The 24626-nt window shown below is 60.9% G+C and carries 18 protein-coding genes and 1 tRNA gene; 4 read left to right on the forward strand and 15 right to left on the reverse strand.

The genetic code is table 11. The annotated features are described in order from the left end of the window. Positions 1-213: 213 nt before the first annotated feature. The 3 genes from PXH66_RS12680 to PXH66_RS12690 form a co-directional block, all read right to left on the reverse strand. Positions 214-1674: a sulfatase family protein gene (locus PXH66_RS12680; protein WP_330928538.1), complete on the reverse strand. Its 1461-nt coding sequence runs from the start codon at positions 1672-1674 to the stop codon at positions 214-216. 133 nt (positions 1675-1807) lie between these two features. Continuing rightward, positions 1808-5392, reverse strand: coding sequence for a TonB-dependent receptor plug domain-containing protein (locus PXH66_RS12685; protein ID WP_330932028.1), 3585 nt, complete (start codon positions 5390-5392; stop codon positions 1808-1810). A gap of 128 nt (positions 5393-5520) precedes the next feature. Continuing rightward, positions 5521-6636, reverse strand: a complete 1116-nt coding sequence (locus PXH66_RS12690; RefSeq protein ID WP_330928540.1) for a LacI family DNA-binding transcriptional regulator — start codon at positions 6634-6636, stop codon at positions 5521-5523. A gap of 261 nt (positions 6637-6897) precedes the next feature. On the opposite strand from PXH66_RS12690, the gene PXH66_RS12695 reads away from it, so the two are divergent. Next, positions 6898-8796 carry a sulfatase-like hydrolase/transferase gene (locus PXH66_RS12695; RefSeq protein WP_330928541.1) on the forward strand — a complete coding sequence of 633 codons (1899 nt, stop codon included), beginning with the start codon at positions 6898-6900 and terminating at the stop codon, positions 8794-8796. A gap of 25 nt (positions 8797-8821) precedes the next feature. Further along, positions 8822-9235: an aldo/keto reductase gene (locus tag PXH66_RS12700; protein ID WP_330928542.1), complete on the forward strand. Its 414-nt coding sequence runs from the start codon at positions 8822-8824 to the stop codon at positions 9233-9235. Between the two features lie 125 nt (positions 9236-9360). Here the strand turns inward: PXH66_RS12700 and PXH66_RS12705 are convergent. The 6 genes from PXH66_RS12705 to PXH66_RS12730 form a co-directional block, all read right to left on the reverse strand. Next, positions 9361-9436, reverse strand: a tRNA-Gly gene (locus PXH66_RS12705). A gap of 68 nt (positions 9437-9504) precedes the next feature. Beyond that, entirely contained in the window at positions 9505-10407 is a 903-nt protein-coding gene (locus PXH66_RS12710) for a PstS family phosphate ABC transporter substrate-binding protein (RefSeq protein WP_330928543.1), read from the reverse strand. A 12-nt stretch (positions 10408-10419) separates the two neighbouring features. Beyond that, the gene (locus PXH66_RS12715) at positions 10420-12588 is read right to left on the reverse strand and encodes a GumC family protein (RefSeq protein ID WP_330928544.1); all 2169 of its coding nucleotides are present in this window, start codon (positions 12586-12588) and stop codon (positions 10420-10422) included. Between the two features lie 75 nt (positions 12589-12663). Beyond that, complete coding sequence (locus tag PXH66_RS12720) at positions 12664-13842, reverse strand: hypothetical protein (protein WP_330928545.1); 1179 nt, start codon at positions 13840-13842, stop codon at positions 12664-12666. Between the two features lie 49 nt (positions 13843-13891). Continuing rightward, positions 13892-15640, reverse strand: a complete 1749-nt coding sequence (locus PXH66_RS12725; protein WP_330928546.1) for a hypothetical protein — start codon at positions 15638-15640, stop codon at positions 13892-13894. Positions 15641-15671: 31 nt separating this feature from the next. Beyond that, positions 15672-17072: a sigma-54-dependent transcriptional regulator gene (locus PXH66_RS12730; protein ID WP_330928547.1), complete on the reverse strand. Its 1401-nt coding sequence runs from the start codon at positions 17070-17072 to the stop codon at positions 15672-15674. Positions 17073-17244: 172 nt separating this feature from the next. On the opposite strand from PXH66_RS12730, the gene PXH66_RS12735 reads away from it, so the two are divergent. Further along, on the forward strand, positions 17245-18042 hold the full coding sequence (locus PXH66_RS12735) for a hypothetical protein (RefSeq protein WP_330928548.1): 798 nt from the start codon (positions 17245-17247) through the stop codon (positions 18040-18042). Between the two features lie 12 nt (positions 18043-18054). Here PXH66_RS12735 and PXH66_RS12740 read toward each other — a convergent pair whose 3' ends face one another. Genes PXH66_RS12740 through rnhC form a run of 4 tightly spaced genes read right to left on the reverse strand, consistent with a single transcriptional unit; the run spans position 18055 to position 22136 of the window. Beyond that, positions 18055-19227: a sensor histidine kinase gene (locus PXH66_RS12740; RefSeq protein ID WP_330928549.1), complete on the reverse strand. Its 1173-nt coding sequence runs from the start codon at positions 19225-19227 to the stop codon at positions 18055-18057. 18 nt (positions 19228-19245) lie between these two features. Continuing rightward, positions 19246-20346 carry an acyltransferase family protein gene (locus PXH66_RS12745; protein WP_330928550.1) on the reverse strand — a complete coding sequence of 367 codons (1101 nt, stop codon included), beginning with the start codon at positions 20344-20346 and terminating at the stop codon, positions 19246-19248. Further along, positions 20343-21122: a ribonuclease HII gene (locus PXH66_RS12750; protein WP_330928551.1), complete on the reverse strand. Its 780-nt coding sequence runs from the start codon at positions 21120-21122 to the stop codon at positions 20343-20345. The genes PXH66_RS12745 and PXH66_RS12750 overlap by 4 nt, the downstream gene beginning before the upstream one ends. Before the next feature lie 9 nt (positions 21123-21131). Further along, entirely contained in the window at positions 21132-22136 is a 1005-nt protein-coding gene (gene rnhC, locus PXH66_RS12755; protein ID WP_330928552.1) for a ribonuclease HIII, read from the reverse strand. Between the two features lie 85 nt (positions 22137-22221). Between rnhC and PXH66_RS12760 the strand changes: the two genes are divergently transcribed. Further along, positions 22222-23241: an A/G-specific adenine glycosylase gene (locus PXH66_RS12760; protein ID WP_330928553.1), complete on the forward strand. Its 1020-nt coding sequence runs from the start codon at positions 22222-22224 to the stop codon at positions 23239-23241. Here the strand turns inward: PXH66_RS12760 and PXH66_RS12765 are convergent. Further along, on the reverse strand, positions 23238-24188 hold the full coding sequence (locus PXH66_RS12765) for a sugar phosphate isomerase/epimerase family protein (protein WP_330928554.1): 951 nt from the start codon (positions 24186-24188) through the stop codon (positions 23238-23240). The genes PXH66_RS12760 and PXH66_RS12765 overlap by 4 nt on opposite strands. Before the next feature lie 146 nt (positions 24189-24334). Next, positions 24335-24601 (reverse strand): 30S ribosomal protein S21, encoded by a 267-nt coding sequence (rpsU, locus tag PXH66_RS12770; protein WP_330928555.1) that lies wholly within the window; start codon positions 24599-24601, stop codon positions 24335-24337. Positions 24602-24626: the final 25 nt, after the last annotated feature.

The following is a 24626-nucleotide window of genomic DNA, read 5'->3' on the forward strand; positions in this document are numbered from 1 at the left end:
AAAACTGCTGCCGATCGTCAGAATTTTGATCGGGTCACGTCCTACACCATTCCCGTGAAGCGGCCCCCACCCGAATACCACCATCACCCAAACAAGGCACCCCCAACCCCATGGCCTGGTCCCCCGATGCCAACAACCGCCCGGCGAAACGAAATCTAATGGATGTGACATAGACAAAACAGTCGTGGACAGATCAGGATTAACTTGAGGGGATCAGGAGATAACCGGATGAGACGCCGCCGCCGCGTGATCGCACAGGCGTCGCCGCAAGGTATGGAGCACGATGGAAAAATCTGAATCCGGTGCGAGATTCCTCAGCTCTTCGGGATCAGCCTGCAAATCGTAAAGCTCTTCGAAACCGTCCTCAAAACGAATCAGCTTCCAGTGATCGGTGCGAATACTCGTGCAGTGATCCCCGGGTAAATTGTAGTCGGCCGTCCGTTTCAGCGGATGTTCGCCCAAGGTGCGCTGCCCTTCCGCCCAAGCCGCGCGGAACGCGGCAGCATCAGCATAGGGGTTGGCATAGCCGGGCGGGCACGCGACGCCAAACACCTCCGTTTTATGCGCCGTGATTTCCCCTCGAAGCAAAGGCACGAGTGAGCGCCCCTGCATCCAGTGATCGATCGGCAATCCGGCAAACTCGAGTAAAGTAGGCGCAAGATCAACATGCTCGGTGAGCACAGCGACCTCGCGACCAGAAGCCCTGGATTGGGGTAAACGCACCAGCAACGGCACATGGAGCAAAGCGTCCAGCAGAACCAAGTCCTTCTTACACATTCCGTATTGAAAGCCAAAATCACCGTGGTCCGATGTGAAAAGCACCACCGTATTGGCGGCATCCGGGCGAGCGTCCAAGGCCGCCAGAATATGGCCGACCTGCTCATCGACAAAACTCACCATCGACGCATAGACCGCGAGGTAGCGTTGCTTCTCGGCGCGGGTCGCACGATCCGCACCTTGGATGGATCGCTTAATCCGAAAACGGCGGTGTTTGCCGGCCACCGGATCATCGCCAACGTCGGGAGGATGGATGGCGGACTCATCGTAGAGTGATTGAAACCGGCGCGGGGCCAGATGGGGCACGTGCGGATCGAAAAACGAGGCCACATGAAAGAAGGGCCGCTCCACCGTCGCCTCCTGCAGGAACCGCACCGACTCCGCACCAATCACCCCGGTCGTTGTCAGCTCGTCGGGCAAATCATGAAAAATCCCGGAAGCGTGGCATCCGCGCGAACTCAACCAACCTTTTGATTGATCCACGAGCGCCTGCCACTCGCGGTAGCGGGCATGCGCTGGATCCGGGGCCCCACTGTGCCAATGATCGAAGGTGGGACGACCATCTGCCGGAAACAGGTGATCCTTGCCCGCGTAACCAAGTTGATAACCCTCCTCCTGCAGCCGGGTGAAAATCGAAAGGCGATCAGGGGCCACCTTGAGGTGATTTTCCCCCACCCCGGTTCGCTCGGGATATTGCCCCGTGAACATCACCGCTCGTGAAGGTCCGCAAACCGGACACTGACTGAAATGGGCCCGCAGGTCGACACTCTGACCAGCCAGCCGATCGAGATTGGGTGTTACCGCCAATCCCCCGTGAACCGAGAGTGCATCGAAACGCTGCTGGTCGGTCACGATGACCAATAGGTTGGGCGAACGAGAAGAGACTGAAGACATCATGACGTATAAATTAGTGAGCCGACCTGCCGCACGGCACCATGCGAGCGCTCAGGCCTTGCCCGCCTGTCCCCGCGCCTTGCCCGAAAGACGGGCCAGCACGGAAACAAACGGGACCAAGCAGATGAAGGACGACTCAGAACTTGAAGGTATTTGACAACCTCCAGCTCCGGCCTTCCTGGATACGATACTGGGCGACCGTGCCATCAGGATTCGCGAAGACAGGCAGCAGCTCGTTTTCCCCGAAGGCGTTGAAGACGTTTAGCTGGATTGTCCAATCGATCTTCTGATTGATCTTTCGACCGTATCTCAACCACACATCAAATCGAGTGTTGGACCCACGTTTGAAAGGATTCGCCAAATCAGTCTCCACGAATCCGAAATCGTCAAACTGCTTGGGGTAGCCAATACTCGCACCACTTTCCCAACGCACCGCGCTACCGAATCCAAAGCCCTTCAGCCGACCTTCGTCGAAGTTGTAGTTGGCGAGCGCATTGGCACGCCATTCCGCAATCTCGCCATTGCTGTTTCCGTTTTGCTGTACGACCGTCGAATAATCGGCCCATACATTCTCCAACCACCACTCGGAGAGAGAGGTATTCAGATCATCCCGAATCCTAAGGCTTCCCGCAGCAGTAGGCGTCGTGCCGTCGAAGAGCGCATCTTGAATATAATTGTAGAGCTGGTTATAGACGGAGCCCGGGACGTTATCGATCACCGCTGTCGTTTTTGAAGCGTTGATCGCCAGACGCAGATGGCTGGTCGGGTTGGCTACAAACTCAATCTCGTAGCCTTCCGAATACGTATCGCCTGTTGTCACCACGCCCGATGGAGTTGTGAATCGCACATCTTCATCGTTGCTCGGTCCCCAAGACCCAAACTCCTGCCACAGGTCGACAAACTTCGGGAAGGCCGCGTCGAAGTCGCTTTCAAACTTCAGCCACGCCGGAGCCGCGACGGTTTCGACATAGTTCAGGTCCCAATTGACTGTCGAGGGATCCGGCACGTTATCACGCAACACCCCAGTCCGCGCATCCGACGCCGATCCAGCGCCGCGACCGAAGAACTGCGCGAAGCGGAAATTGTTCGGGATGGAAGATCCGGAGACGTTGAGCACTGACGTTTCGTATTTCTGTACCCTCAGGCTGTAACGGTTGTCCTTGGTCGATATCAAAACACCGTATTCCTCGGTCGAGCCCTGCGGAGCAGGAAGCACATTGCCGTTAGGATCGAGGCGACCAGCCGTCGGATCAAAGTTCTCTCCCTTATTGTAGGATAGAGAAACATCGACCGGCAAACGGTTGAGAACCGGCACCCGATTCAGGTGCAAGACCAAGCTGTGATTACGCGAGGTGACGCTGACTTCCTCTCGGTTCCCGTTGGCGAGGTTGTAGACGTCCGGGCTCACATCGTCTCCTTGGTCGTCCCGCGAAGGCGCGTCGCGCCGGATCGATACGCTGTCGTCCTCACGGTAGCCAAAGGTTCCGACCACCGCGCCATTAAATAAGTAACCCTGCCATGACAGCACCCGGGATTCGACTTCGTTGTAGCGAAGCGAAGCGCTGTTGGTGGCCAAGTCGAAGTCCGCCTGGTTACCGCTCAAGGCTTGATGAACCGTAAAATTGCCCGTTTCCCAACCGGCGTAGTTGGCTGGATTGGCGGCTTCTTCCCAACGCTGCCCGGCGGGATTGACCCATGCGGTAGCCGGGTTAACCGAGGAGGCTGCAGTCCATTGCGTATTGAAATACTGGAGTGGAATCGTACCGCCGGTGGGTAGCGCATCGAGCGAAAGGTTAGTGAAATTGGCCCCACTCAAGCTCGTCCGTCCGCGCAGGTCGTCGCTAATGTAATAGCGGACGGTTACCCGGTTGTTGTTATTGAAGCGTCGCGTCGGGTCGATCCAACCCAGTTGATTGAGAAGGTCATCACCATAAACCACGCGAGAGAACGAGCGGCGGTCCTCTAGGGTCGTGTCGCGTGAGACGACACCATTGAACACGTGACGGCCCAAGAACTTCTGTAGCCAAGTCTCCCCTCCGTTTTCCCGGAAATCGTGATCGAAGTAAGCCGATGCCCGCAAGCCTTCGAGCTCGTAGGTATTGAAACGGTTACCACCGGAGGCCGATTCCTGAACGTAAGCCCTACCCACATTAGGATTGGGCTGCCCGTCGATGGTGAATTCATTCACGTCCACGAATATTCGACTGTTGAAATTCATCAGCGTCTTCTGCCCGATCTCGTTGTTCTCCTTAAAATAGGAAACCTCGTAGCCCAGCTTGTTGTGGAGGAACGTATTGGCCACTGAGATACGGAATTGATCAAACTCGTTCCACTCCTGCTTGTTGGGACCGTCGAGCAGTTTGTTATAGAAATCGAATACCGACGGGTCAGTCATCGACACGGGCACAAAGTAGGCGGAAAATGGATGACCATCCGCCTGGGCCTGATCGCCGACGGTGCCGGGAATTGCATCCAGGTAACCCACGCCAAAGATGCGACGAGCGGCGTTCGGGTTGCCCGTATAGATTGAGCCGTCGGCGAGCGTGGATCCGTAGGAACTGACACGACCCACCCGCCAAATTGGATCACCCGTGCCGGAGTAGGTCAGACGTCCGCCGTTGCCATCAAACGATGTCACCACGCCATCGGGAAAGGAGCGACTGATATTGTCCAGGTAGCTCACAGTCTGTCCATCGATGAAAAGCTGACTGCCGGGAATCACGCCGTTCGAGTAGCCATTGAAGTTGGAACCGTCGGGCAACTGGATTGGCCGAATGACCTGCGGGGAGATGAAGGAGGAGAACTGGTCAACCGGCGGAGCATTACGCGGACGGTTGCTGGTGGATTCTCCGGTCTCGAAGTCAGTGGAAATTTCAAAAGAGATCCCATTTTTGTTCAGGAACGCGGGCTTGTATTTTCCCGCGACAAAGATCCGATCCTCGTCATCGAAGGCCGGGTCCTGCTGAAATTTCTTGCGATCCACAAGACCCGCTACTCGGAACGCCAATTCGTCTTTTCGCACGACCTGGTTGTAGTTGAAATTCGCCCGCACACTGCCCTCGCCGTCGACCGAGAGCTGCACCTCGCCGCGGGTGCGACGAAGTTCGGCGGCGTCGACCGTGGCGTTGACCACGCCCCCGGGGCTACCCAGACCGAACAAAATGCTGTTGGGGCCGCGCAGCAAATCGATGCGACCCACGTTGTAACCATCCCACGCCACCGTAGTGCGAAAGTAGTTACGCGTGTTGTCCGCACTGACGAGACCGCGCACCCGGGTCGACGTAGACGGATTGAAGAACTGGGTCGTCTCGTCAACATTACCGAACGAGCTATTGCTCGCTCCCAGAAAGTTCCCACGCGATCCGGTCACCTCGAAGTTGGTCGCATAGGCCAGCGCCTCCTGTGCATCATTCGCGCCGATGTCACTGAGAAATTCCTTGGTTAGCACACTGACCGAGGTGCCAATATCTTTGAGTTCAGTGCGAAGGCGTGTGCCAGCCAGAGTGCTGGTGGCCATGTAGCCCTGCTCGACTGTGCCGTCGACGTTGAACGGATTCAGTACAAAAACTTCTTCATCGATAACGGCGGATGGGGTTGCCTGAGGCGCAGCCTGGGCTGTCGCTCGTTGGGTGCAAAATACCGTCAGCCCGACGGCGATGAGAGAAAGCCCAAACTTTCTTGAGCAAAGGGATGGAAGCATAGGTATATGGGGTTGAGCCAAGGGTAGTAGCTAGCGGAAGACCAGACAGGCACCGCCTTCGACCATCACGCATAGGTGTCTAATCCCATCCCGACAATTTAACCAAAATACATCCTGATTAACTTCAGGGGCTTACCAACTAAATGCGTTCACCCTTTAGTCCCAGCTTGGGCACGGGTTTTCACCGGTAGCGACGTGCCCTCATACCACTGGGGCGCGATCAATACACGTCGTTGAACCGCAGGCGGGCCCCATTCGTTTTCCAACATCGCGGCAATCAAAGAATCCACTCCTGTCGCACTTACTTCGGCCTCATGCCGCACGCAACCGCTCATATTTGGACACTCCTCAGGAATTGCCACGATACCTGCTACCGCAATGTCTTGAGGGATGCGCCAACCACCCTCAATCAGCCAATCGTAAACTCTCGGAACCATCGCCAGCAAAACTTCCGGTCGATAGCGACGCACCCACTCCAGGAATGCATCCTTATCCTGAGGTCCAGCAGTGAGTAAGGGAACGCGCTGACGTGTCGTCAGCGACGCCAATTGCATTGCCAGACAAGAACCGATTCGCTCCGCGTCATCCAAGGCTTCGGGGGAATGCCTGAACACCGCCCCACCGATACGACGATACCCGCGTTCCCAAATCATACGCCAAACATAGCGCGTCACTTCAAACATATCCGACGCCACCGCATGAAAAGGCACCGGCGTGTAACCTGCACCTAGGCAAACCACGGTGAAATGCTCCACCGGCATCTCTTTGATCGCCGGACCATCAGACGGCGGTAGTTGCGGCATCAATACACCCCGAATACCGCGAGCCCGCAATACCCGCATGGCGCTTCCGATTTCGTTATACGGCGCGAGGTCGAACGCCAACAAACCATAACCCCGTTGTTCGGCTCGTTTTCGTGCGGCATCCAAGAATCGCCGCTGCAGCGGCATCGTTGCGTAACGGCTGTCGACGATGTAAGCCAACACCGACCCGCTGCCCGTTTCATGTCCTGCCCACCGTTGCCGCGCTAGGGTCGCCAGGGCCGGATCGGGCCGGTAACCCATCTGCTCCGCAAGTTCGGCCACGCGCTTACGAGTCGCTACCGCGATCCGGGGATCGCTCCGGAGAGCCAAGGAAACCGTCGACTTGTTGATGCCCAAACTTTGAGCAATGTCCTGATGAGTCACCCGACGTGATCCCGGACCATTTGTAACAACGGGGCCGGCGTCTGGGCCAAGAGGAGAACTCGACTTGCGTTTATTCATCAGGATGCAACGCGCCTAAGTTGATAGAGACAGCCGTTAACGGTCAACCTCGAGAGCGATTCATCCTGATGTAATTTACCCCACAACGCACATGAAATCCGTCACGTTCTCACCCTCTTTCCCAGAGCCGATCGTCACACGGCCTTAAGCCCAGTCGCGAGGCCACAGAGCTGACCTTCTATCGTGTGATAAATTCACGACATAGCGGTTGACCCTAACATGACGAATTCGTGAACCAGTCCCGGCGCTGCAATCATCCCCATGAAATTCCCCCTGTTACTTCGGCTTGTCGGCACATTGCTCAATGCTTCGCTCCTGGCCGCCACGGAGCCTGCGGCCAATGAGGATTCACCGCGCCCACAACCCAACATCCTCTGGATTACCAGCGAGGATCACGGCATTGAGATGGGGTGCTACGGCGATGCCTTCGCCACCACCCCACATGTCGATCAACTCGCGACCCAGGGACTTACTTACCGCTTCGCCTGGTCCAACGCCCCCGTCTGCGCCGCCGCCCGCACTACTTTGATCACGGGCGTTTATCCGACGTCCACGGGGAGCGAACACATGCGCAGCCGCGTGCCATTTCCCGCCGGGATCGAGATGTATCCCCAACTGCTACGTAAAGCTGGCTACTACTGCACCAATAACGCCAAGGAGGATTACAATCTCAACCAGCCAGGCCGGGTCTGGGACATTTCATCCCCCCAGGCCCATTGGCGTGATCGACCCGCAAACCAGCCTTTTTTCGCCATCTTCAATTCCACGGTCAGCCACGAACACGCGATCCGCACGCGTCCTCATAGCCTCGTGCACGATCCCGCTCAGGTGCGCGTCCCGGCCTACCATCCCGATACGCCGGAGGTCCGCCATGATTGGGCCCAGTATTACGACTCGGTCTCGGAGGCCGACACCATCGCCGGAGATCGCCTCGCTGAGCTCGCCGCGGCCGGGCTCACCGACGACACCATCGTATTCTACTACGGGGACCATGGTTCCGGCATGCCTCGGTCCAAACGCTGGCCGGGTAACTCCGGACTGCGCGTGCCTCTTGTGGTCTACATTCCGCAAAAATTCCGCGACCTGCGCCCTCCGGAATACACCCCCGGCGGCATGTCGGATCGCTTGGTGAGCTTCGTCGATTTCGCGCCTACCCTGCTCAGCCTCGCCGGGGTTAAGCCGCCCGCCTGGATGCAAGGCCACGCCTTTCTCGGGCGGTATGACACCCCGCCCCAACCTTTCTTGTTCGGGTTCCGCGGTCGCATGGACGAACGCTACGACCTGGTGCGCACAGTCACCGACGGCCGTTTCGTTTACCTGCGCAACTACCTGCCCTTCCGACCGGCTGGCCAACACATCGCCTACCAGTTTCGCACCGACACCACCCGAATCTGGTGGCAGCTGCACGAGGCCCACGCACTCTCCCCGGAGCAGGATGCCTTTTGGCATCCCCGGGCACCCGAGGAGCTCTACGACCTGCAGACCGATCCCGACGAAGTCCACAACCTCGCCGACTCGCGCGAGTATCAGGAAATCAAAGCCCGCCTCCGCACCGCGCAGCAGGCGCAGGCCCGCGCCACCCTCGATGTAGGATTCCTGCCCGAAGGGGAACTGCACCACCGCGAACCCGGCGTATCGCCCTACGCCTTTGCCCGCGACCCCGGCGTTTATCCCTTCGAGCGCATCTTCGCCACCGCTGAGCTCGCTTCCCTGCTCGACCCCGCCGCGATCCCCGAACTAGTGCAAAGACTGAGCGACACCGATAATACCGTGCGCTACTGGGCCGTGCTCGGCCTGCTGATGCGTAAGTCCGCCGGGGGACCAACCGGCCGCGACGCCCTGCGTGTCGCCCTCCATGATTCCTCGCCCGACGTGCGCATCGCGGCGGCCGAGACGCTCGCCCTCTACGGATCCCCTGCGGATCGGACGATGACACTCGATCTGCTGGCCCAGGCCGCCGATCCGACGCAATCGGACGCCCTCATCCCGATGGCCGCCCTCAATGCCATCGACGATCTGGGGCCTATCGCGCTCCCCATTCGCCCCATCCTCGCCGCCTACGCCGCGCATTCCGAACAACTGCCTCCGGACCGTTACCTTGGTTATTTGCAGAACCTGCTCGCGCGCTACCAACCACCGGCGGCCAGCGATCTTCAATGATCTCGTGCTCACCTGGTCTCCCCCCATGCTCTATCGCCCTCTTGCTGGCCTCGAAGCGGTTTCCGCGCTTTGCCTCGGTGCCGGACCCTTTGGTTCCCAGCTTCCCGCCGCCCGCGCCTACGATCTGCTGGACGCCTTCGTGAACGTCGGGGGCAACTTCATCGACACCGCCCACATCTATGGCGCCTGGGCACCGCAGGGCGAAAACGGCGGCTGCGGCAACAGCGAGGTGACCGTCGGCCGTTGGCTACGCCAGAACGGCCACCGGGATCGGATGATTGTCGCCACCAAGGGAGGACATCCCGACTTCGCCACGGGTGAGACCCGCCTTACCCGCGAAGGACTGCGAAGGTTTCGCGCATGCGCCAACTGGTCGAGCATGATGTGTCGAAACCGTGTTACATGCCAACCGTGTGGGGCTTCGGCTAGTCGGTGCTAAAGAAGCCCACATGGTCAGGTGGTGACGTAAGCTGGGCCATAGGGCCGTTAGTCTGGAAGTCGCTGACTCTGACGCCTTAGGACACGAAAAAGCGCCTAGTGACATCACTAGACGCTTTAAGAAAATGGAGCGGGCGAAGAGACTCGAACTCTCGACAGCCACCTTGGCAAGGTGGTGCTCTACCAACTGAGCTACGCCCGCTTGAGGGAAGGCAGACAAGAATGAGCCGGGCTGCCTCCGTCAATAGGTTTTTTGGTGATAATTTCGGATCACTCGATGACCTCCAAATCAAATACCTGTTGATTACGAGCCGATCGCGGCAACGGCACCAGTCCGCTCGCCTCCAACGCCGCCGAAATTTCATCGCCATACCAGTGGCGCAACCAGGGTAATAGCGTCGGCGCGCGCTCACGCAAAAAAACCAAACGCAGCGCGACCCGCAGCGGATAATCCCCGGCGTGGAGGTTCTCCGGCGAGGGGCCAAACGCGACTTCCCCGGGTTCGGGGGCCACGAGCAGAGCCTTAAATTCTTCCTGACCCGGGCCCAACCAAGGCACAAAGGCCAGACCACCGTCGTCCGCCCGCACGGCCGCCAAGGCACCGGCGGTGCGATCGAACCGCCGCACCTCGGCCCGGACGGGTTGGTCATGCAGCACAAAGTGCTCGATCAGCGTTTGCGCGAATCCGTCGGCCGACGTCGTGACAACCGGCACAATCGGCACCGCCGCCGCGGGACCGGCATCGCCCAGGTCTCCCCACCGCATGGTCGCCGCATGACCGCCCGTGCCCAAAAGCTGTGCGATCATGGTAAAATCGATTTGCTCGACCTTCAGGCTGCGTGGGGCCACCACCACGGCCGTGGCGTAGCCGGCCGGCACCGCCACGTAGGCTTCCGGCAACGGGTCGGCTCCGGGATCGTCCACGAGCACCGCGATATCGAGGTTGCCCGCCAACAGCATGTCCCGGCCGGGTCGGCTCCCGGCAAAATCGACGCGCACGGTCAGAGCATCAGCCGTGGCGCGGGATTCGATCGCGGTCACCACCGATGGCCCCAACAGATCCGATCCCCCCCAATGCATCGTCTCCGCGCCCAGAGCCGCCACCGCCATCGTGGCGCCCACCCCTCTCAGCCCGCGTAAGGTGCGAACGCGCAGATTACGGCAAATTTTCATGTAAAACAGGGGCTAACGGCCCGGTTCATCGAGGTCGATTCGTTCAGGGCCTCCGTCCGCAGTTTTGTCGACCGCCGGGCGGGATGAACGGGATTTAGCGCGACGGCGGTTACTCTCACCGTAGTAGGCGTAATTGTGCGCGTAATAGCCGTAATCTTCGCCGCTGTCGGCCGGCACTTGATTCAATATGGCTCCAAACAAGGTCGTGTGCGCACTGGCCAGGGTCTGCTGCGCGCGAATCGTCATGGCCTGCGGATTGCGCCGGTGCTGGATCAGCAGCAAAGCGCCATCCATGGTGGTCGAGAGCACGGAGGCATCGCTCACGCCGATGATGGGGGGCGAATCGAACAGGATGCGATCGTAGCGGCCGCGCGTTTCCGTGATGAGCTCCTGCAGGCGGCGCGTGTGCAACATGCCCAAAGTGAAGTCGGTGACGCCGCCGCTGCCGATCACGTCCAACTCCGGGGCGGCGCCCACCTGAATCACGTCGTCGAGACTGGCGTCGCCTTTGAGATAGTCCGCCAGGCCCGGCTCGCGTTTCCATCCACCCAGGCGGTGTTGGGTGGGCCGCCGGAGATCGGCATCGACCAGCAGGACCTTTTGACCGCTGCGCGCCATCACCAGTGCCAGTCGGTGCACGGTGGTCGATTTGCCCTCGCCCGGTCCGGCCGAGACAATCGACAGGGCGATGGAATCCGCCTGGGGCAAGGCAAGGTTGAGGTTGGTCTGCAGCACGCGAAACGGCTCGGTCGCCACCATGTCGTCGGGATCGAAAGCGGCGGCATCGGCCAACCACGGGATCACACCCACGACCGGCACTTGCAGCCGGGTTTCGATATCGGCCACGTTGCGAAAACTGGTGTCGAAATATTCAATCGCCACCGCGACGCCGATGCCCAGCAGCAGCCCGACGGTCAGGGCCAGCACGAGATTCACCGTCCAGCTCGGTTTGCTCGCCCGCCGGGCGGGACGGGCTTCACCGAGGAGTTCGATCGTGCGCTTAGGCACTTGGAAATCGATCTCCCGTTGGCGCAACGTGAGTTTGAGCGTGGTCAGCAATCGCGTGCTGTCCTCGAGGTCCTGGGCCGCCTCCTCGAACGGACGCACCCGGTCGCGCGCCGACAGGATTTGTTCGACCTTGGCGGCGCTGAGTTGGCGTTCGAGTTCCGCCACCCGGGAGGAGGCTTCCTGGTAGGCGATTTCGAGGGCTTTTTCGTAACCCCGCAATTGGCCGTCGAGTTGCTCGCGAATCTTGAGCCGGTTTTCCACCGCGGCGACGAGATCGGGGTGAGCGCTGCCGAGGCGGGCCCGCAGGCGGGTCTCGGTTTGGTCGGTGACGAGATACGCCTGCAACAAGTCCTGAATGTTCGCGTCGGAGATGAGCTCCGAGTTCACCAGATTGACGCGTTCCTCGAAGGGGATGTCGCGGAACCGCTCCCACCGGGTCTTGCGCCCGATGGCGTCGACGCGCAGCGCGATGAGCGAGTTCTGCATCTGGCGCAGGGTCTCGATCTCCATGTCGGAGTAGCGGGCGTTCAGGTCGACTCCGGCGAGGTTGAGGTCGTTGCGCAACTGCTCGACGCGGTCACGTTGGGCGGTGACTTCGCGTTCCTGGATTTCCAGCTCGTTGCGCAGCTTGCTCAAGCCTTCGCGTTGTTCAGAGGTGGCGAAGGCGATGCGATCCTCGGAGTAAACGCGGGCAATTTCGTTGGCGATGTCGGCGGCCAACTGCGGGCGCTGCGCATACACGTTGATGTCGATGAACGAGGAATTGCGCGGCGATTCCAGCTGCAGCATCTCGTTGACCAAATACCCCAGCGTGATGTCGATCGGCAGCGCTTCCGGGCTGTCCAGCATGAGACCGATCTCGCGATTGAGATCAAGGTGTTCAATGACCGGATACAGGATCTTGGGGGACTGCATGATCTTGAACTGATCCTGCAGGAAATACGGATCGTAGGCGGCGCTGCCCTGATTCTGAAAGAGCTTCACTGCGCCGTCGGGCTTCTCCACCCGCACCTGCGCGGTGGAAAGATACCACTTGGGCAACAGCATCGTCACCACCGCCGCCGTGGCCAAAACGATCAGCGTCAACCCCGCCACCATGGCTTTGCGTTGACGCAGGATGCGCAGGAAATCCGCGAGTGTAGTGTGATCCTGACGGGAGAGAGGCGCAGCCATCAACTTACAGCAGACGAGCGGGAGATCGTGGCGGCAAGGCCGGAGTCGCCTTCATATCCGGCAGAAAAATCCGGATTAGAAGGAATACCGGACATCGACGCCGATGCGCTCGCGCTCGAGGCCCCGGTTCGGATCATCCGATTCGGTGAGATCGTAATCGTAGGTGCCGGACACCGTCCAATGGCGCTGCGGTTGGTAGGTCAGAGCGAGGCCGGCCCGTTGGGTGGTCTCGTCCCGGTCCGGCGAAATGCCCGTGCGACCATTCAGGGTGGAGGGTTCGACGTTGTAGAACACCGAACCGAAAATCTGAGCGGTCATCGCATGCTGGAGGTTCACGAAGAAACGGTTCACCTGCACGTCCGTGTAGATGTCGACGTTGGAACTCTCCTCGACGGCATGGATGTATCCGGCGGCGACGAAGCTCTTTTCGCCATACTGGTAACGACCGGTGATCTCGGCGTAGGGTGCGTCGTCATCGGGGGCCCCCCACCGGAAACGCTGTTCCAGACCGACGCGGGCACTCAGGGAAACTTGTTCGCTCGGCGCATAATCGAGGCCCGCGAGATAATACAGGGAGACCTTGTCCTTCCGATTGCCTCCCGTGTCATAGCCCACGTTGAGGTAACGGAACTCGCCGAGAACTTTCGTCGCTTCGGAAACCTCATAGTCGGCGGACGCCCCGGCCAACAACTCGGCGCGGTTCAATTGCGACGCCAAGGTGGGCAGATCAAAATCGTAGATGCTCGACCGCACTTTCAAGGTGTAGCCGACGCGCTGGGTGAGTTTGCTCAGGAACGTGCCGTCGAGCTGGTTGCTGCGAAACGATTGATCGGTGTTGAGCGGAATGCCCGCGAGAAGCGATTCCGGGTTCTCCGCGATCATGTAGACGTTGTTAAAATCGATCGTCGTGCTCTGGCTGAAAGCGTGAGCGAGCCGCACATTGAAGGTGTGGCTGATCAACTCCTGATTCTGCGGACGATCCTCCACGTGATCGTAGGAAAGGTGGTAACCCGCGGTCAGGAACGTCTGGTCGGTGAGCGATGAATTGAAACTCAGCGACGGGGCCAGCCGATACACCATGCTGGAAATCTCCCCGGTGGCTCCGCCGAAGATGTTGGAATCATGGTAAACACCTCCGCCCAAACGGACGATAAATGCCTGCCCCAAATCCTCCTCCGGGATCGGCGCATACACCGCCGACAACGACGTCGACAGCAAGGCGGCAAGGATCAGGGCAATGGGGCGCTTCATCATCAGCAGGTTATGCGTAGTCAGGTAGAGGAATGCCCCCGTCAGGTGCAAATCATTTTCCCCTGGGTCTCACCCACGCGGGATCGAGCAACAATTGAAAGTTCTGCGCCAATGATCGCGACTCCCGCAACGGGAAGTCCCGCGGCAATCGCCCGGAGATCAATCCCGTGTAAACCTTACCCCATTCGCCGAACCGGGTCGTGCTCACTTCGCCGCCCAACAACTCCGAGAAAAACGGGCGGTCGAGCGTCTCGGGCGTGAGCACCAGAGCCAAAAGATGTTGGTCCACATTGACCGCATAAAAATCCCGCAAGGTGTGCGGCTGCGCCCACACCCGTTGCCCCGAATACCAAGCCGCCCCCGCCGGCACGTCCGCCATCCAACCCGCCACCGGATCGCCGCGGCGAGTCACCTCGTGACCCAGGTTGATGAAAAACGACGGGTAGTAAGGCGGATAACTGAAATGAATGCGGCGCGGCTCCGCCAAGTCATGCATCAGCGGCAGGGCCTGCACCGCCAACAACCCGCACGCCGCCCAGCGCGGGGCGCGTTTCAATACGTCACTACTCGCCACCAACACCATGAAAAACCCCGCCCCAAACAGGATGATCAACGGTGCTGCGATGGCCGTGGACCCACGCTCCCCTTCCCCCGAGTTCAGCATGCCCTGGGCGACCACCATGACCCCCAACGCCAAGGCGAACACCGTGCGCAGGCGATTCGAGCTCTTCCGTCGAAAACGATAAATCCAGCCCGTGACAAAAAACGCCGTCAGCACCAAGCCGCCATCGGACCACAACCGATCGCGCAGGGTGTGCTGCACGGCCGCCAGGGTTTTACTCCCGACTTTGTTCAGATTGATCGCGGGGGATTCGGCCGACAGCGTCGTGCGCCACACCGCCGGATCGGCCGTCGGATCGCCGCTGCGCAACGCCACATCCTGCGCCGCCAGCGCCACGGGCGAGCCAGTGAGTTCGATGTTTCGCCACACCCACGGCAACGCCACCAGCACCGCCAAACCCAGCGCGATTCCCGCCGCCGCCGGCACCCGCCGCCACCACGCATGGCCCGCCACCACCAGCACGAGCAGGCCCAGCGGGTAGTCGGTTAAAAACAGGAGTCCCGCCATCAGACCGGCAACGCCCCACGCCGCCAGCGCTCGGCGCCGTCGATCGTCGTCCATCGCTTGATCCGCCGCTGCCAAACCTTGAAACAGTCCCAGCAACAACACCATCGCGAGCGCGGTGCCGTCGACCGCCACCACGTGCGCCCACACCGGCGTGGAAATCAACAGAGCCAACCCCGCCACCGTGCCGACCGTGGCGTCAAACAACCGCGTGCCGAGGCGCCACGTCTGCACCGCCGCGATCCACAACAGCACGACATTGATGACCAGCAGCAGGTAATCCGCGCCAAAACCATCCGGCGGATTCGGCGCGTCAGCGAACAGCCCCGCGCGCATCGACTCGGGCAGCACCGCCATGGCCGCTCCCAGGACGAGGGCGTAACCGGGAGCCTGATACAATTCCGGCAGCCGGCGGTCGGTCTCGAACAGGCGGCCGTGTCGCTCCATCACCGCATGCGCCTGCGGATAATTGATCGAGGTCGTAAAACCCGCGCCGGTGGCTAGAGATCGCCCGAGATCGGCTTGGCGCAACGTCTCTTCCGTGCGCGGACCGTGAAACTGCTTGAAGGCCACGGTGAACGACAGCGCGAGCAGGCCGAGCACCACCACCACGCCTTTGAGCGCGGCGGTCCCCCGTCCCTGCTCCAACCAGTGAATCCAGTTCTGCACGCTCATCCGGTGGCGATTGCGCTGGGTAACGGAGCGCTCAATCGGTGACGTCCAGTTCGGGCCACAGGGCGAGTTTGCGATGCAGCGTGCGCCGACTGATGCCCATCATCTTGGCCGCTTTGGTGCGGTTGCCGCGGGACTTGATCAACGCTTCGCGCAGGAGCCGTTTTTCGTTTTCCTCCACCGACAGCGACGACGCCAGCGGGGCGGATCCGGTGGCAGCGGCGCTCGTATCGCCCGTCGACACACTTTCGCCCATGCCCCCGTGGTCGGCGCGAAACCGGGGATCGATGTCATACTCGGTCAACTTGCCCCCGCGGTGCAGCACGACGGCGTTTTCGCAGAAATTGCGCAGCTCGCGAATGTTACCCGGCCAGCGATACGAACTCAGGGTGGCCAGGGCACCGGGCTCCACGCTCGGCACTGGCAGCCCGTTTTCTTCCGCAAAATATTTCAGGTAGTGGGCCAGCAACGTCGAGATGTCGCTCACGCGCTCCCGCAACGGCGGCATGCGAATGCCCACCACGTTGAGACGAAAATAGAGGTCCTCGCGAAACTTGCCCTCGCGCACCATCGCCGCGAGGTCGCGGTTGGTCGCCGCCACCAGCCGCACATCGAGATCGATCGGCTTGGAGCCACCCACCCGCTCGATTGATTTGGTCTCCAAGAACCGCAACAGCTTCACCTGCGTCGAGGCCGAGATTTCACCGATTTCGTCGAGAAACAACGTGCCGCCATCGGCCGCTTCGAAGCGACCGACCCGACGCTCCATCGCGCCGGTGAACGCCCCGCGTTCGTGGCCGAAGATTTCGCTCTCCAGCAGATTCTCCGACAGCGAGGCGCAGTGCACCGCGACAAACGCGGCCCGGGCCCGCGGACTGGATTGGTGAATGGCCTGCGCGATGAGTTCCTTGCCGGTGCCGGATTCCCCTTCGACCAGAATCGTGGCCTTGGACGGCGCCACCAGCTTAACGCGGTCGATGACCTCCAGCAGCTTCGGCGAATCCCCCACGATGCCTTTGAAGTTGAACTTCTCGTCCAGACGCTCGTGCAACTGCTTCACCTCGACTTCAAGGGTGCGGCTTTTCAGCGCCCGATTGATCAAGATTTCCAACCGCTCGATATTGACCGGCTTGGTGAGAAAATCGACCGCGCCGCGCCGCATCGCTTCCACCGCCGTATCGATGCTCCCGTAAGCCGTCATCATCAGCACCGCCGGGCGATTGGGCAGCGTGAGCGCCTTGTCGATGACCTTGAGACCACTTTTGCCCGGCATCCGAAGATCCGTCACGATCACATCGTAGGTCTCCGCCGCCATGAGATTGAACGCTTCATCGGCGCTGGCCGCGATCGACACATCGAAGTTGTCCTCCAAAGCCTGTTGCAACCCCTCCCGGGTATGCCGCTCGTCATCCACCAGTAAAACCGTCGGAACCATGCCCAATCTGACGCCAAGCGTCGGCCTGCGGTCAAGCCTAGGTGCGACGAATTGACTCGCCCCTCGCCGCCCGCCATGGAACTGGGCGTCGCGTTGGGAGTCTCATGGAAAGCCCCTTGTTCTCGTCCGCCGAGCTCGTCTCACCATAGTTTCATCCCTCCCTGATCAACTTGTGACTTTATCCGTTTCACCGCGACTTCGCCTCCTCCTGCTGCTGGCACCTTTGCTCACAGTGTGGTCGGGTTGCGTCACGAACCACTCGAACCGGGAGCTGACGGCGGAGCGAAATCCGCTCAGTTACGCCATCATTCTTTATTTGGGCGGAGGGACCGAATTAACGGAGGAAGAACGCACCTACGCGCTGTCATTCGCTCGCGACACCCTGTTGGCGAGTGGGTTGGTCAGCCCCTATGATCGGCTCATCGACGATCCGGAACGCGCCGAATTGCTATTTCGCGCCCGTCTCGAAAACGGCCAATTGGTGGAAGTCGCCGGCGTGCCTTCGGTCACCAACCAAACCACGGTCGTGCTGACGGAGCTGCGACGAACCAACGATCGTATCTGGTGGGATACCTCCTACCCCTACGGTCCGCCCACCTACTATTCGGGCATTCACTCCGGCTTCCCCATCCCCGGCCCCGGCTGGGGACATCCGCGACGGCCACGGGATTACTACGACAACCATGATCGCAATCGCGGTGATCGCGACCGTGGGGACCGCGACCGCAGGGACCGTGACCGCCGTGATCGGGATGACCGTAGGGCCGATCCTCCGCGCCATGGGGGCGACCGCAGTGGCGGTCGCGATAACGTCTCCACGCCCTCGGTCAGTCCTCCCCGGAATCGCACTCCCACGCGCCCGACGTTCACCCCGACGCAGCCCGATCGCACCCGCGACGAGCGGCCCGACCCTCGCTCCGACCGCGGCGTGATCGACCGCGCGCCGTCCCGCCCTCGTCAGCTCAACTGACGCGGCGGTCGCTCACGAACCGAGCATGCGCACACGGCGGTCTTTGCGGGGGAATTCCAGCGTCACGACCGTGCCGACCTTGGCCTTGCTTTCCACGCCGACTTGGCCGCCGTGTTCGCGCATGATGCGCTGCACGATCATGAGACCGAGCCCGCTCCCGCCGGGTTTGGTGGTATGGTAGGGTTCGAAGAGGCGCAACAGGTCCTCCTGTTTGATGCCCACTCCGGTGTCTCCAAACAGCAGATACACCGATTCGTCGTCCGACCGCGCCTTCAGCCGCAAGTGGCCGCCGGGCTCCATCGCCTCCATGGCATTCTTGATGACGTTGAAAAACACCTGCTTGAGTTGATTGCGGTCCGCCATGATCACGGGCAGCTCGCCGGAGGCTTCCACCTCCACCTCGATCTTGCGGTCGGCCAACTCGTTTTGCTGAAAGTGCAGAACCTCGTCCAGCACCTCCAGCAGATGAATCTCGGTCAAATCGGGCGCGCGCGGCCGGAGGGCTTCGAGGAAGTTGTTGATGATGCCATCAAGACGCCGGACCTCGTCGCGGCAGATCCCGATCGAGTCGCTCAGTGAGTCCACCGCCGCGGCGGGCGCGGCGAGTTTCTTCAGCTTTCGATCGATCAACTGCAGGTGGATATTGAGCGAGTTGAGGGGATTGCCCAGTTCATGGGCGACACCGGCCGCCAACAGCAAAACCGACGAAGTGCGCTCATCCTCGATGCGTTGCTCCGTGGATTCCTTTTCGCGCGAGACGTCCGACAGAATGACGGCGTAGCGGGGTTGTTCCTCCCGGCCCTCGCCGCGAAACGGCACCATGTAGAGCCGCACCGTGCGGGGCTCCGGATAAGTGAGCACGAACTCGCGGGCCACCACCGGCATGGCCCCATCCTGCAACGACGCCCCCAGCGTCGGCCGCAATCCCGGCACCAGGCGCCACAGGGTCTGGCCCGGCAGTTCGTCGTTGCCCAAACCAATCAGCCGATGCGCGGAATCATTGGCATACTCGATCTCGCCGTCCGGGGTGATGACCAGCACGCCCTCCTGCAACGCATTAAAAATGTCCTCGAACAGCCCGCGCTCCCGCGCCAAACGCTGCACAAGGTTGGTGAGATTCACGGTGTCGAGCGTGTCGAGTCGACCGAGCACGCGATCGAGAGAGCTGTGCTTTTTGGGAGGCATGGAAACAAAAACGAGTGCCTACGGTGCGGGGTTTTCGCCTGCGCGCAAACGCACAATCAGCTCCCGCCACATCCGTGGCGACACCACTTGTTCGACGAGCCACGCCACCGGCATCGTGAACGCCACGACCCCGACGCACATCAAACCGAACATCACCCCCGACGACGCGCCCACCGGCAGCCCCGCCACCACCAGCACTTCCACGACATCAATCATGGCAAAGTGCACCAGGTAAGCGCCGTAGCTGAGCTGACCCAACCCGACCAAGGCCCGCCCCGGCCAGCCCCCCACCGCGAGATCCGCGACAGCCCACACCGCTAGGGCCGAGGCTGCCCCAATCCAGATCACCCGTTGCCACTCTCCGTCCGGACCGACATCGCGAAACGCAAACAACAACGCCGCCATCCCCGCGCCCATCCCGCGCTGCCTCCACGTCAACGTCCGTCCTTCCGCGCGCCGACTGAGAAACCAGACGATCACGCCGCCCAGAAACGTCGGCATGTAGCCGCCGGCCCAATAACCGCTCGCAGCGTCGCTCCCCCCCACTGCACTGGAGACCAGCCACGCGCGCAATGTCTCTCCTCCACCGCAAACGATGCCCACCGCGACGGTCCAGGCCAGGACGGCCGTTTTGATGCTACGGAGCCAGGGCAACAGGGCCGCAAACAAGAGTGCATAAGTCGCTTCCGCACTGATCGACCAGCCTCCAGGCACGAGCAGATTTTCCCAGCCAAGCTGCCAGCCGTTGAACAGGAGTAGATTCCCGATCACCCCGCCGAAATCGTCGATCTGCGCCGCGGAAAACGAATTCTGCGGATACACCCAGCCATAAAACCAAATCCCCGCCGCATAGAGCGGCCACAGCCGCACCCCGCGTCGCCACAGAAACTCTCGTCGACTCACGGTGTCACCGCGTCGGCGGCGGCGTTCCACCGCCTCGCACAGGACGAATCCGCTGATGGCGAAAAACAGATCCACGCCGTATTGGCCGATGGCAAAAAACTGCATCCAGGCCCACCCGATCGACGGCACCGCCAGCGAGCAGTGCATCGTGACGACACCCAGCACGGCGACCCCGCGCAACGCATCAATCGAGGCGAGTCGGCCCGCGTCGCTCATGAAGTGGAGTCCGGCCCGTCCGCGCTGAAAAAATCCTCCTGCGCCGGGTCGATCCTCTGGGCCATGAGTTTGCGCAGAAAGGTGGCCCGGTGGTAGCGGCAACGCCCGACGCGCAGAATGGCTTCGCGATGCTCCTCGGTGCCATAACCTTTGTGGCCCGCAAAGCCGTAGTCGGGGAACTCCCGGTCCAGGCGCTCCATTTCCCGATCCCGCGAGACCTTTGCGATGATCGACGCCATCGCGATGCACAGCGATCGCGCATCGCCGTGCACGACTCCAATATGCGGATACGGGAAATGCTTCAGCCGCAACCCATCGACCAGGATGCGGGCGGAAACCTGCGGCGTGAAACTCGCAAGTTCCTCATCCGATGCGAAGAGATCCGGCTCGCGTTTTTGTTCGAACGCCGACGGCGGATAGATCCCTTCCAAGGCGCGACGCATGGCCAGTTTGGTGGCGCCCAGGATGTTGAGGTGCTCGATTTCCGCGACGTCCGCCATGCCGTAGTGGGCGTGGATCTGCTGCTCCGCCATGAGCGCCTCGAAATCGAGCCACAGCGCATCGCGATCCGCGGGCGTGAGCTGCTTGGAATCATTGATGCGACGGGCATTGATCGCCACCCAGTTGCTGTCGAGAAACTCCCGCGTCACCAAAACCGCGCCCGCGGCCACCGGTCCGGCCAACGCCCCGCGCCCGGCCTCATCGACGCCGATCAAGCACTCGACATCGGCGATCTGTTTGAGGTCGAAACCTCGCAGTTGACGGCGTTTGGGCATCAGTCGCGGCTATCGCTCGAAGCGATCCTTGGGCTCGGGCAACGGGAGTTCATCCAGTTTGCCGGCGTCTTTGACCACTTCATAAGCGGTGCGGAAATGGAGTTTGGCAAAGTCCCCCAACGCCTTGGCGCCAAACTTTTCCATGATTTCGAGCGCCTGCGCCTTCACCATCGCGCTGGCGCCTTTTTGCAGCGGTTTCCCGAAGCGATCGGAGAGCTTTTTCAAAATGCGCACGTATTCGGCCCGAGCCACGATCGAGGCGGCGGCGACCACGGGATCGGACTCGGCCTTGGTGCGCATATCGAGGGTGAAATTTTTGAGCCCCTTGCGCGTCAGTTCGTTCTGCACCAGCGGCGTCTTGCTGAACTGATCGAGCAGTCCGCGCGGCACCGGCTGCTTTTCCAGCGCCTTGAGCAGCGCGAGACTGTGTTGCCACGCCAGCAGTCGGTTCAGGTTGGCGCGCGGACGCGACATGAGCTCGTTGTATTTGGGCATGCCGCAGTAACAGAGCTCGGCCGTCACGCCCCGCATGTTGCGAATGATCTGGTCCAGCCGTAGGATCTGCGAGTCGGCGATTTTCTTGGAGTCTTTCACCCCGGCTTTGATGAGCGCTTCAATCGCCGGTTTGGACGCGACGACGGTAGCGGCGACCACCGGTCCGAAAAAGTCGCCCTTGCCGCTCTCGTCGAGGCCGGCGTGGGGCTCGAACCAATCGGGGTTGAGCACCTCGTCGTAGCCCAATTTGGCTTCCCCGGTAATTTCGGGTTCGAGCGTCATGGTCACGAAATCCTCGGTGCCCTTGCCCGCGATGAGCACCTTGCGGCTCTCGTAGCCGGTCACATTGACGTTGGTGCCTTTGAAGGCGAAGCGGGCGTAGGCGACCTCGGTGCGCGGCCAGCCACGACCCGCGCACCAGTCCTCGAGTTTGGTCATTTGGGCATCGTCGAGCTTCACCGTGTAGGTGGAAAGTTTCTTGGGTGCGTCGGGATCGGCGGAAGGTTTTTTCTTGGGCATGAGCAGGGGGCCGGAATTGGCGCCAACCTCACAAAACGAATCTAAGGTCGCGCCGGGAGGTTTTTTTACGCCAGATGGGCGTTTTGTGGCGAAAACATCTCTGAAGCAACCCGCCGTATTCCAACGCGATCTGCTCGTGTGGTATCAGGCGCACCGTCGGCAACTCCCCTGGCGTGAGGCTCCCTCACTCTATCGCACGGTCGTGAGCGAGTTCATGCTGCAGCAGACCCAGGTCAAAACGATGCTGCCGTATTTCGCCCGCTGGATGGACGCGTTGCCGGACTTTGCCGCTCTCGCCGCCGCCGATGAAGCCACTGTGCTCAAGCTCTGGGAGGGGCTCGGCTACTACTCCCGCGCGCGCAATCTCCACAAACTCGCCCGCGCCCTCGTGGCCCTGCCGGAAACGCCGCCGACCGCCGCCGCGTGGCAACAGTTGCCCGGCATCGGACCCTACTCTGCCGCGGCCATCACCTCGATCGCGCTCGGCGTCGCCAGTGCCTGCGTCGATGGCAACGTGGTGCGCATCCTCGCGCGACTGACGGCGGATTCGACGGAATTTCGCGACAGTGCCAGCGCGTCGAAGGTGTTCACCCCGCTGGCGGAATCCCTGCTCAGCCACGAAAACCCCGGCGATCACAACCAGGCCATGATGGAACTCGGGGCAACGGTCTGCCACCGGCGCAACCCGCTTTGCACCATCTGTCCGGTCCGGGCGCATTGTGCCGGTTGCGCCCAGGGCGAACCCGAATCGTTCCCCCGTCTGGCCGCCAAAAAGATCGAGAAGGTGTCCATCACCCGGGCGTGGTGCGAACGCGACGGGAAACTCCTGCTGCACCGCATACCGACCACCTCACGCCGCTTGGCGGGACAATACGAGCTGCCTTCCGATGAGCATGTGTTGGTCCCGGCGAAGGCACCCGTGCTGGCGGTGCGCAAACGCGGCATCACGCGTTACGCGATTACCGAGACTATCAAGCGCATCCCGGTCCCTTCGTCCTTGCCCAACGCGGATCTCATGTGGGTGCCGCGTGCCGAACTCGACACGATCACGCTCTCCGGTCCGCACCGCCGCTGGATCACCGAACTGTTGAAGCCAGACGGTTAGTCGCCGAATCGCTGATTGATCAACCCCGTGATGCGATCACGCGACTGCAACACATGTTGCGGCGTGGTGCGCGGACTCAGTTCGAGTGTCAACCGATGCTCCGGACGCCAGAACTCGCTGATCATTTTGAAATCAATCTGCCCGTAGCCGACCGGTTGATGATCATCGCCTTCCGCAACGTCGTGGAGGTGAAACCCAAGCAGCCGGTCCACGTTTTTTTCGAGATGCTCGCGATGGTTCAACAGTCCCATCTCGGCCTTGAGTTCGGCGTGGCCGGTATCGTGCCAATAACCGCAGTGCGTGCCCTCGCCGAGTCCCTCGAAGAAGGACGGGAAATCGTCATCCACCGGTAGCTCCTGAAATTTCTCTCGGTTCTCGCATCCGAGCATGACGCCTTTTTCATTCGCGAGCGCCTTCACCTCATCGAGGCTGGACTTCACCTGTTCCCAATACGGAGGCATCCGCGTCCGCAGCTTGTCGCCAGCCTTGGTCAGCATCTTGCGATACGTCTCGTCCGTCGCGGGGTTGATCTTGGAATCCCCCGCCAAGTAACGGCTCACCTTGCGCATCGGGTTGCGCCAAAAGAAGTGCACGCTGCCCAAATGTGTGACCATGACCTTCGCGCCAAGTTGGGCGGTGAACTCGATCGAGCGCTTGGTGTGGCGCAACCACTGATCGTGCTCCTCCGCCGATCGGGCCGACGGCTCAAAGAGATTGGGGGCCGAGTGATTGATGCCGGTGGGCAACGGGCAAAAATTGTGCGTCGAACTGATCTTGATCAGCCCCTCCTCCACCGCCTTGAGAATACCCGGCACGAGCACGATTCGCGTGCCATGGCTCAACTCCGCATACTCGAACCCCATCGATTTTATCTCCGCCAGCATCTCGTAACCGTCGGAGTGGCGGAAGGAATTCCAGCAGGAAGATAAAGCTAACGTGGGTTTCACAAATGATCGGCAGGCGATGGAAAGGCGGAGAAGTTACCGACAACGGCTTGCACTAAAAACGCAAGCGCGCACAAAAAACCGCGCCCGGGACGATACGTCCGGCGCGGTGAAACTAGCAGAGCGGACCGCCATGGCGGCTCGCGGAATCAGCTCGCGTGACGGTTGCGCAGCATCTGCGTGAAAGCCATCACCTTGTTCCGGCGACGCTTCTTGGCGCAGGGTTTTTCGAAGTAACGCTTGGCACGAACACCTTTGATGACGTTCTCGCGTTCGAGCTTCTTCTTCAGACGGCGCAGGGCACGGTCAACGGGCTCGCTTTTACGGATTTTGATTTCGATGGACATATCGTCGGACTGATTTGGAAAGGGAAAAAGGATGAGCACGCCAAACCCCGCGCCCGGCGTCAACGGCATTTTTAACCGGACTTGAGCGACCCAA

The sequence above is a fragment of the Synoicihabitans lomoniglobus genome (assembly GCF_029023725.1).
GTDB lineage: Bacteria > Verrucomicrobiota > Verrucomicrobiia > Opitutales > Opitutaceae > Actomonas > Actomonas lomonigloba.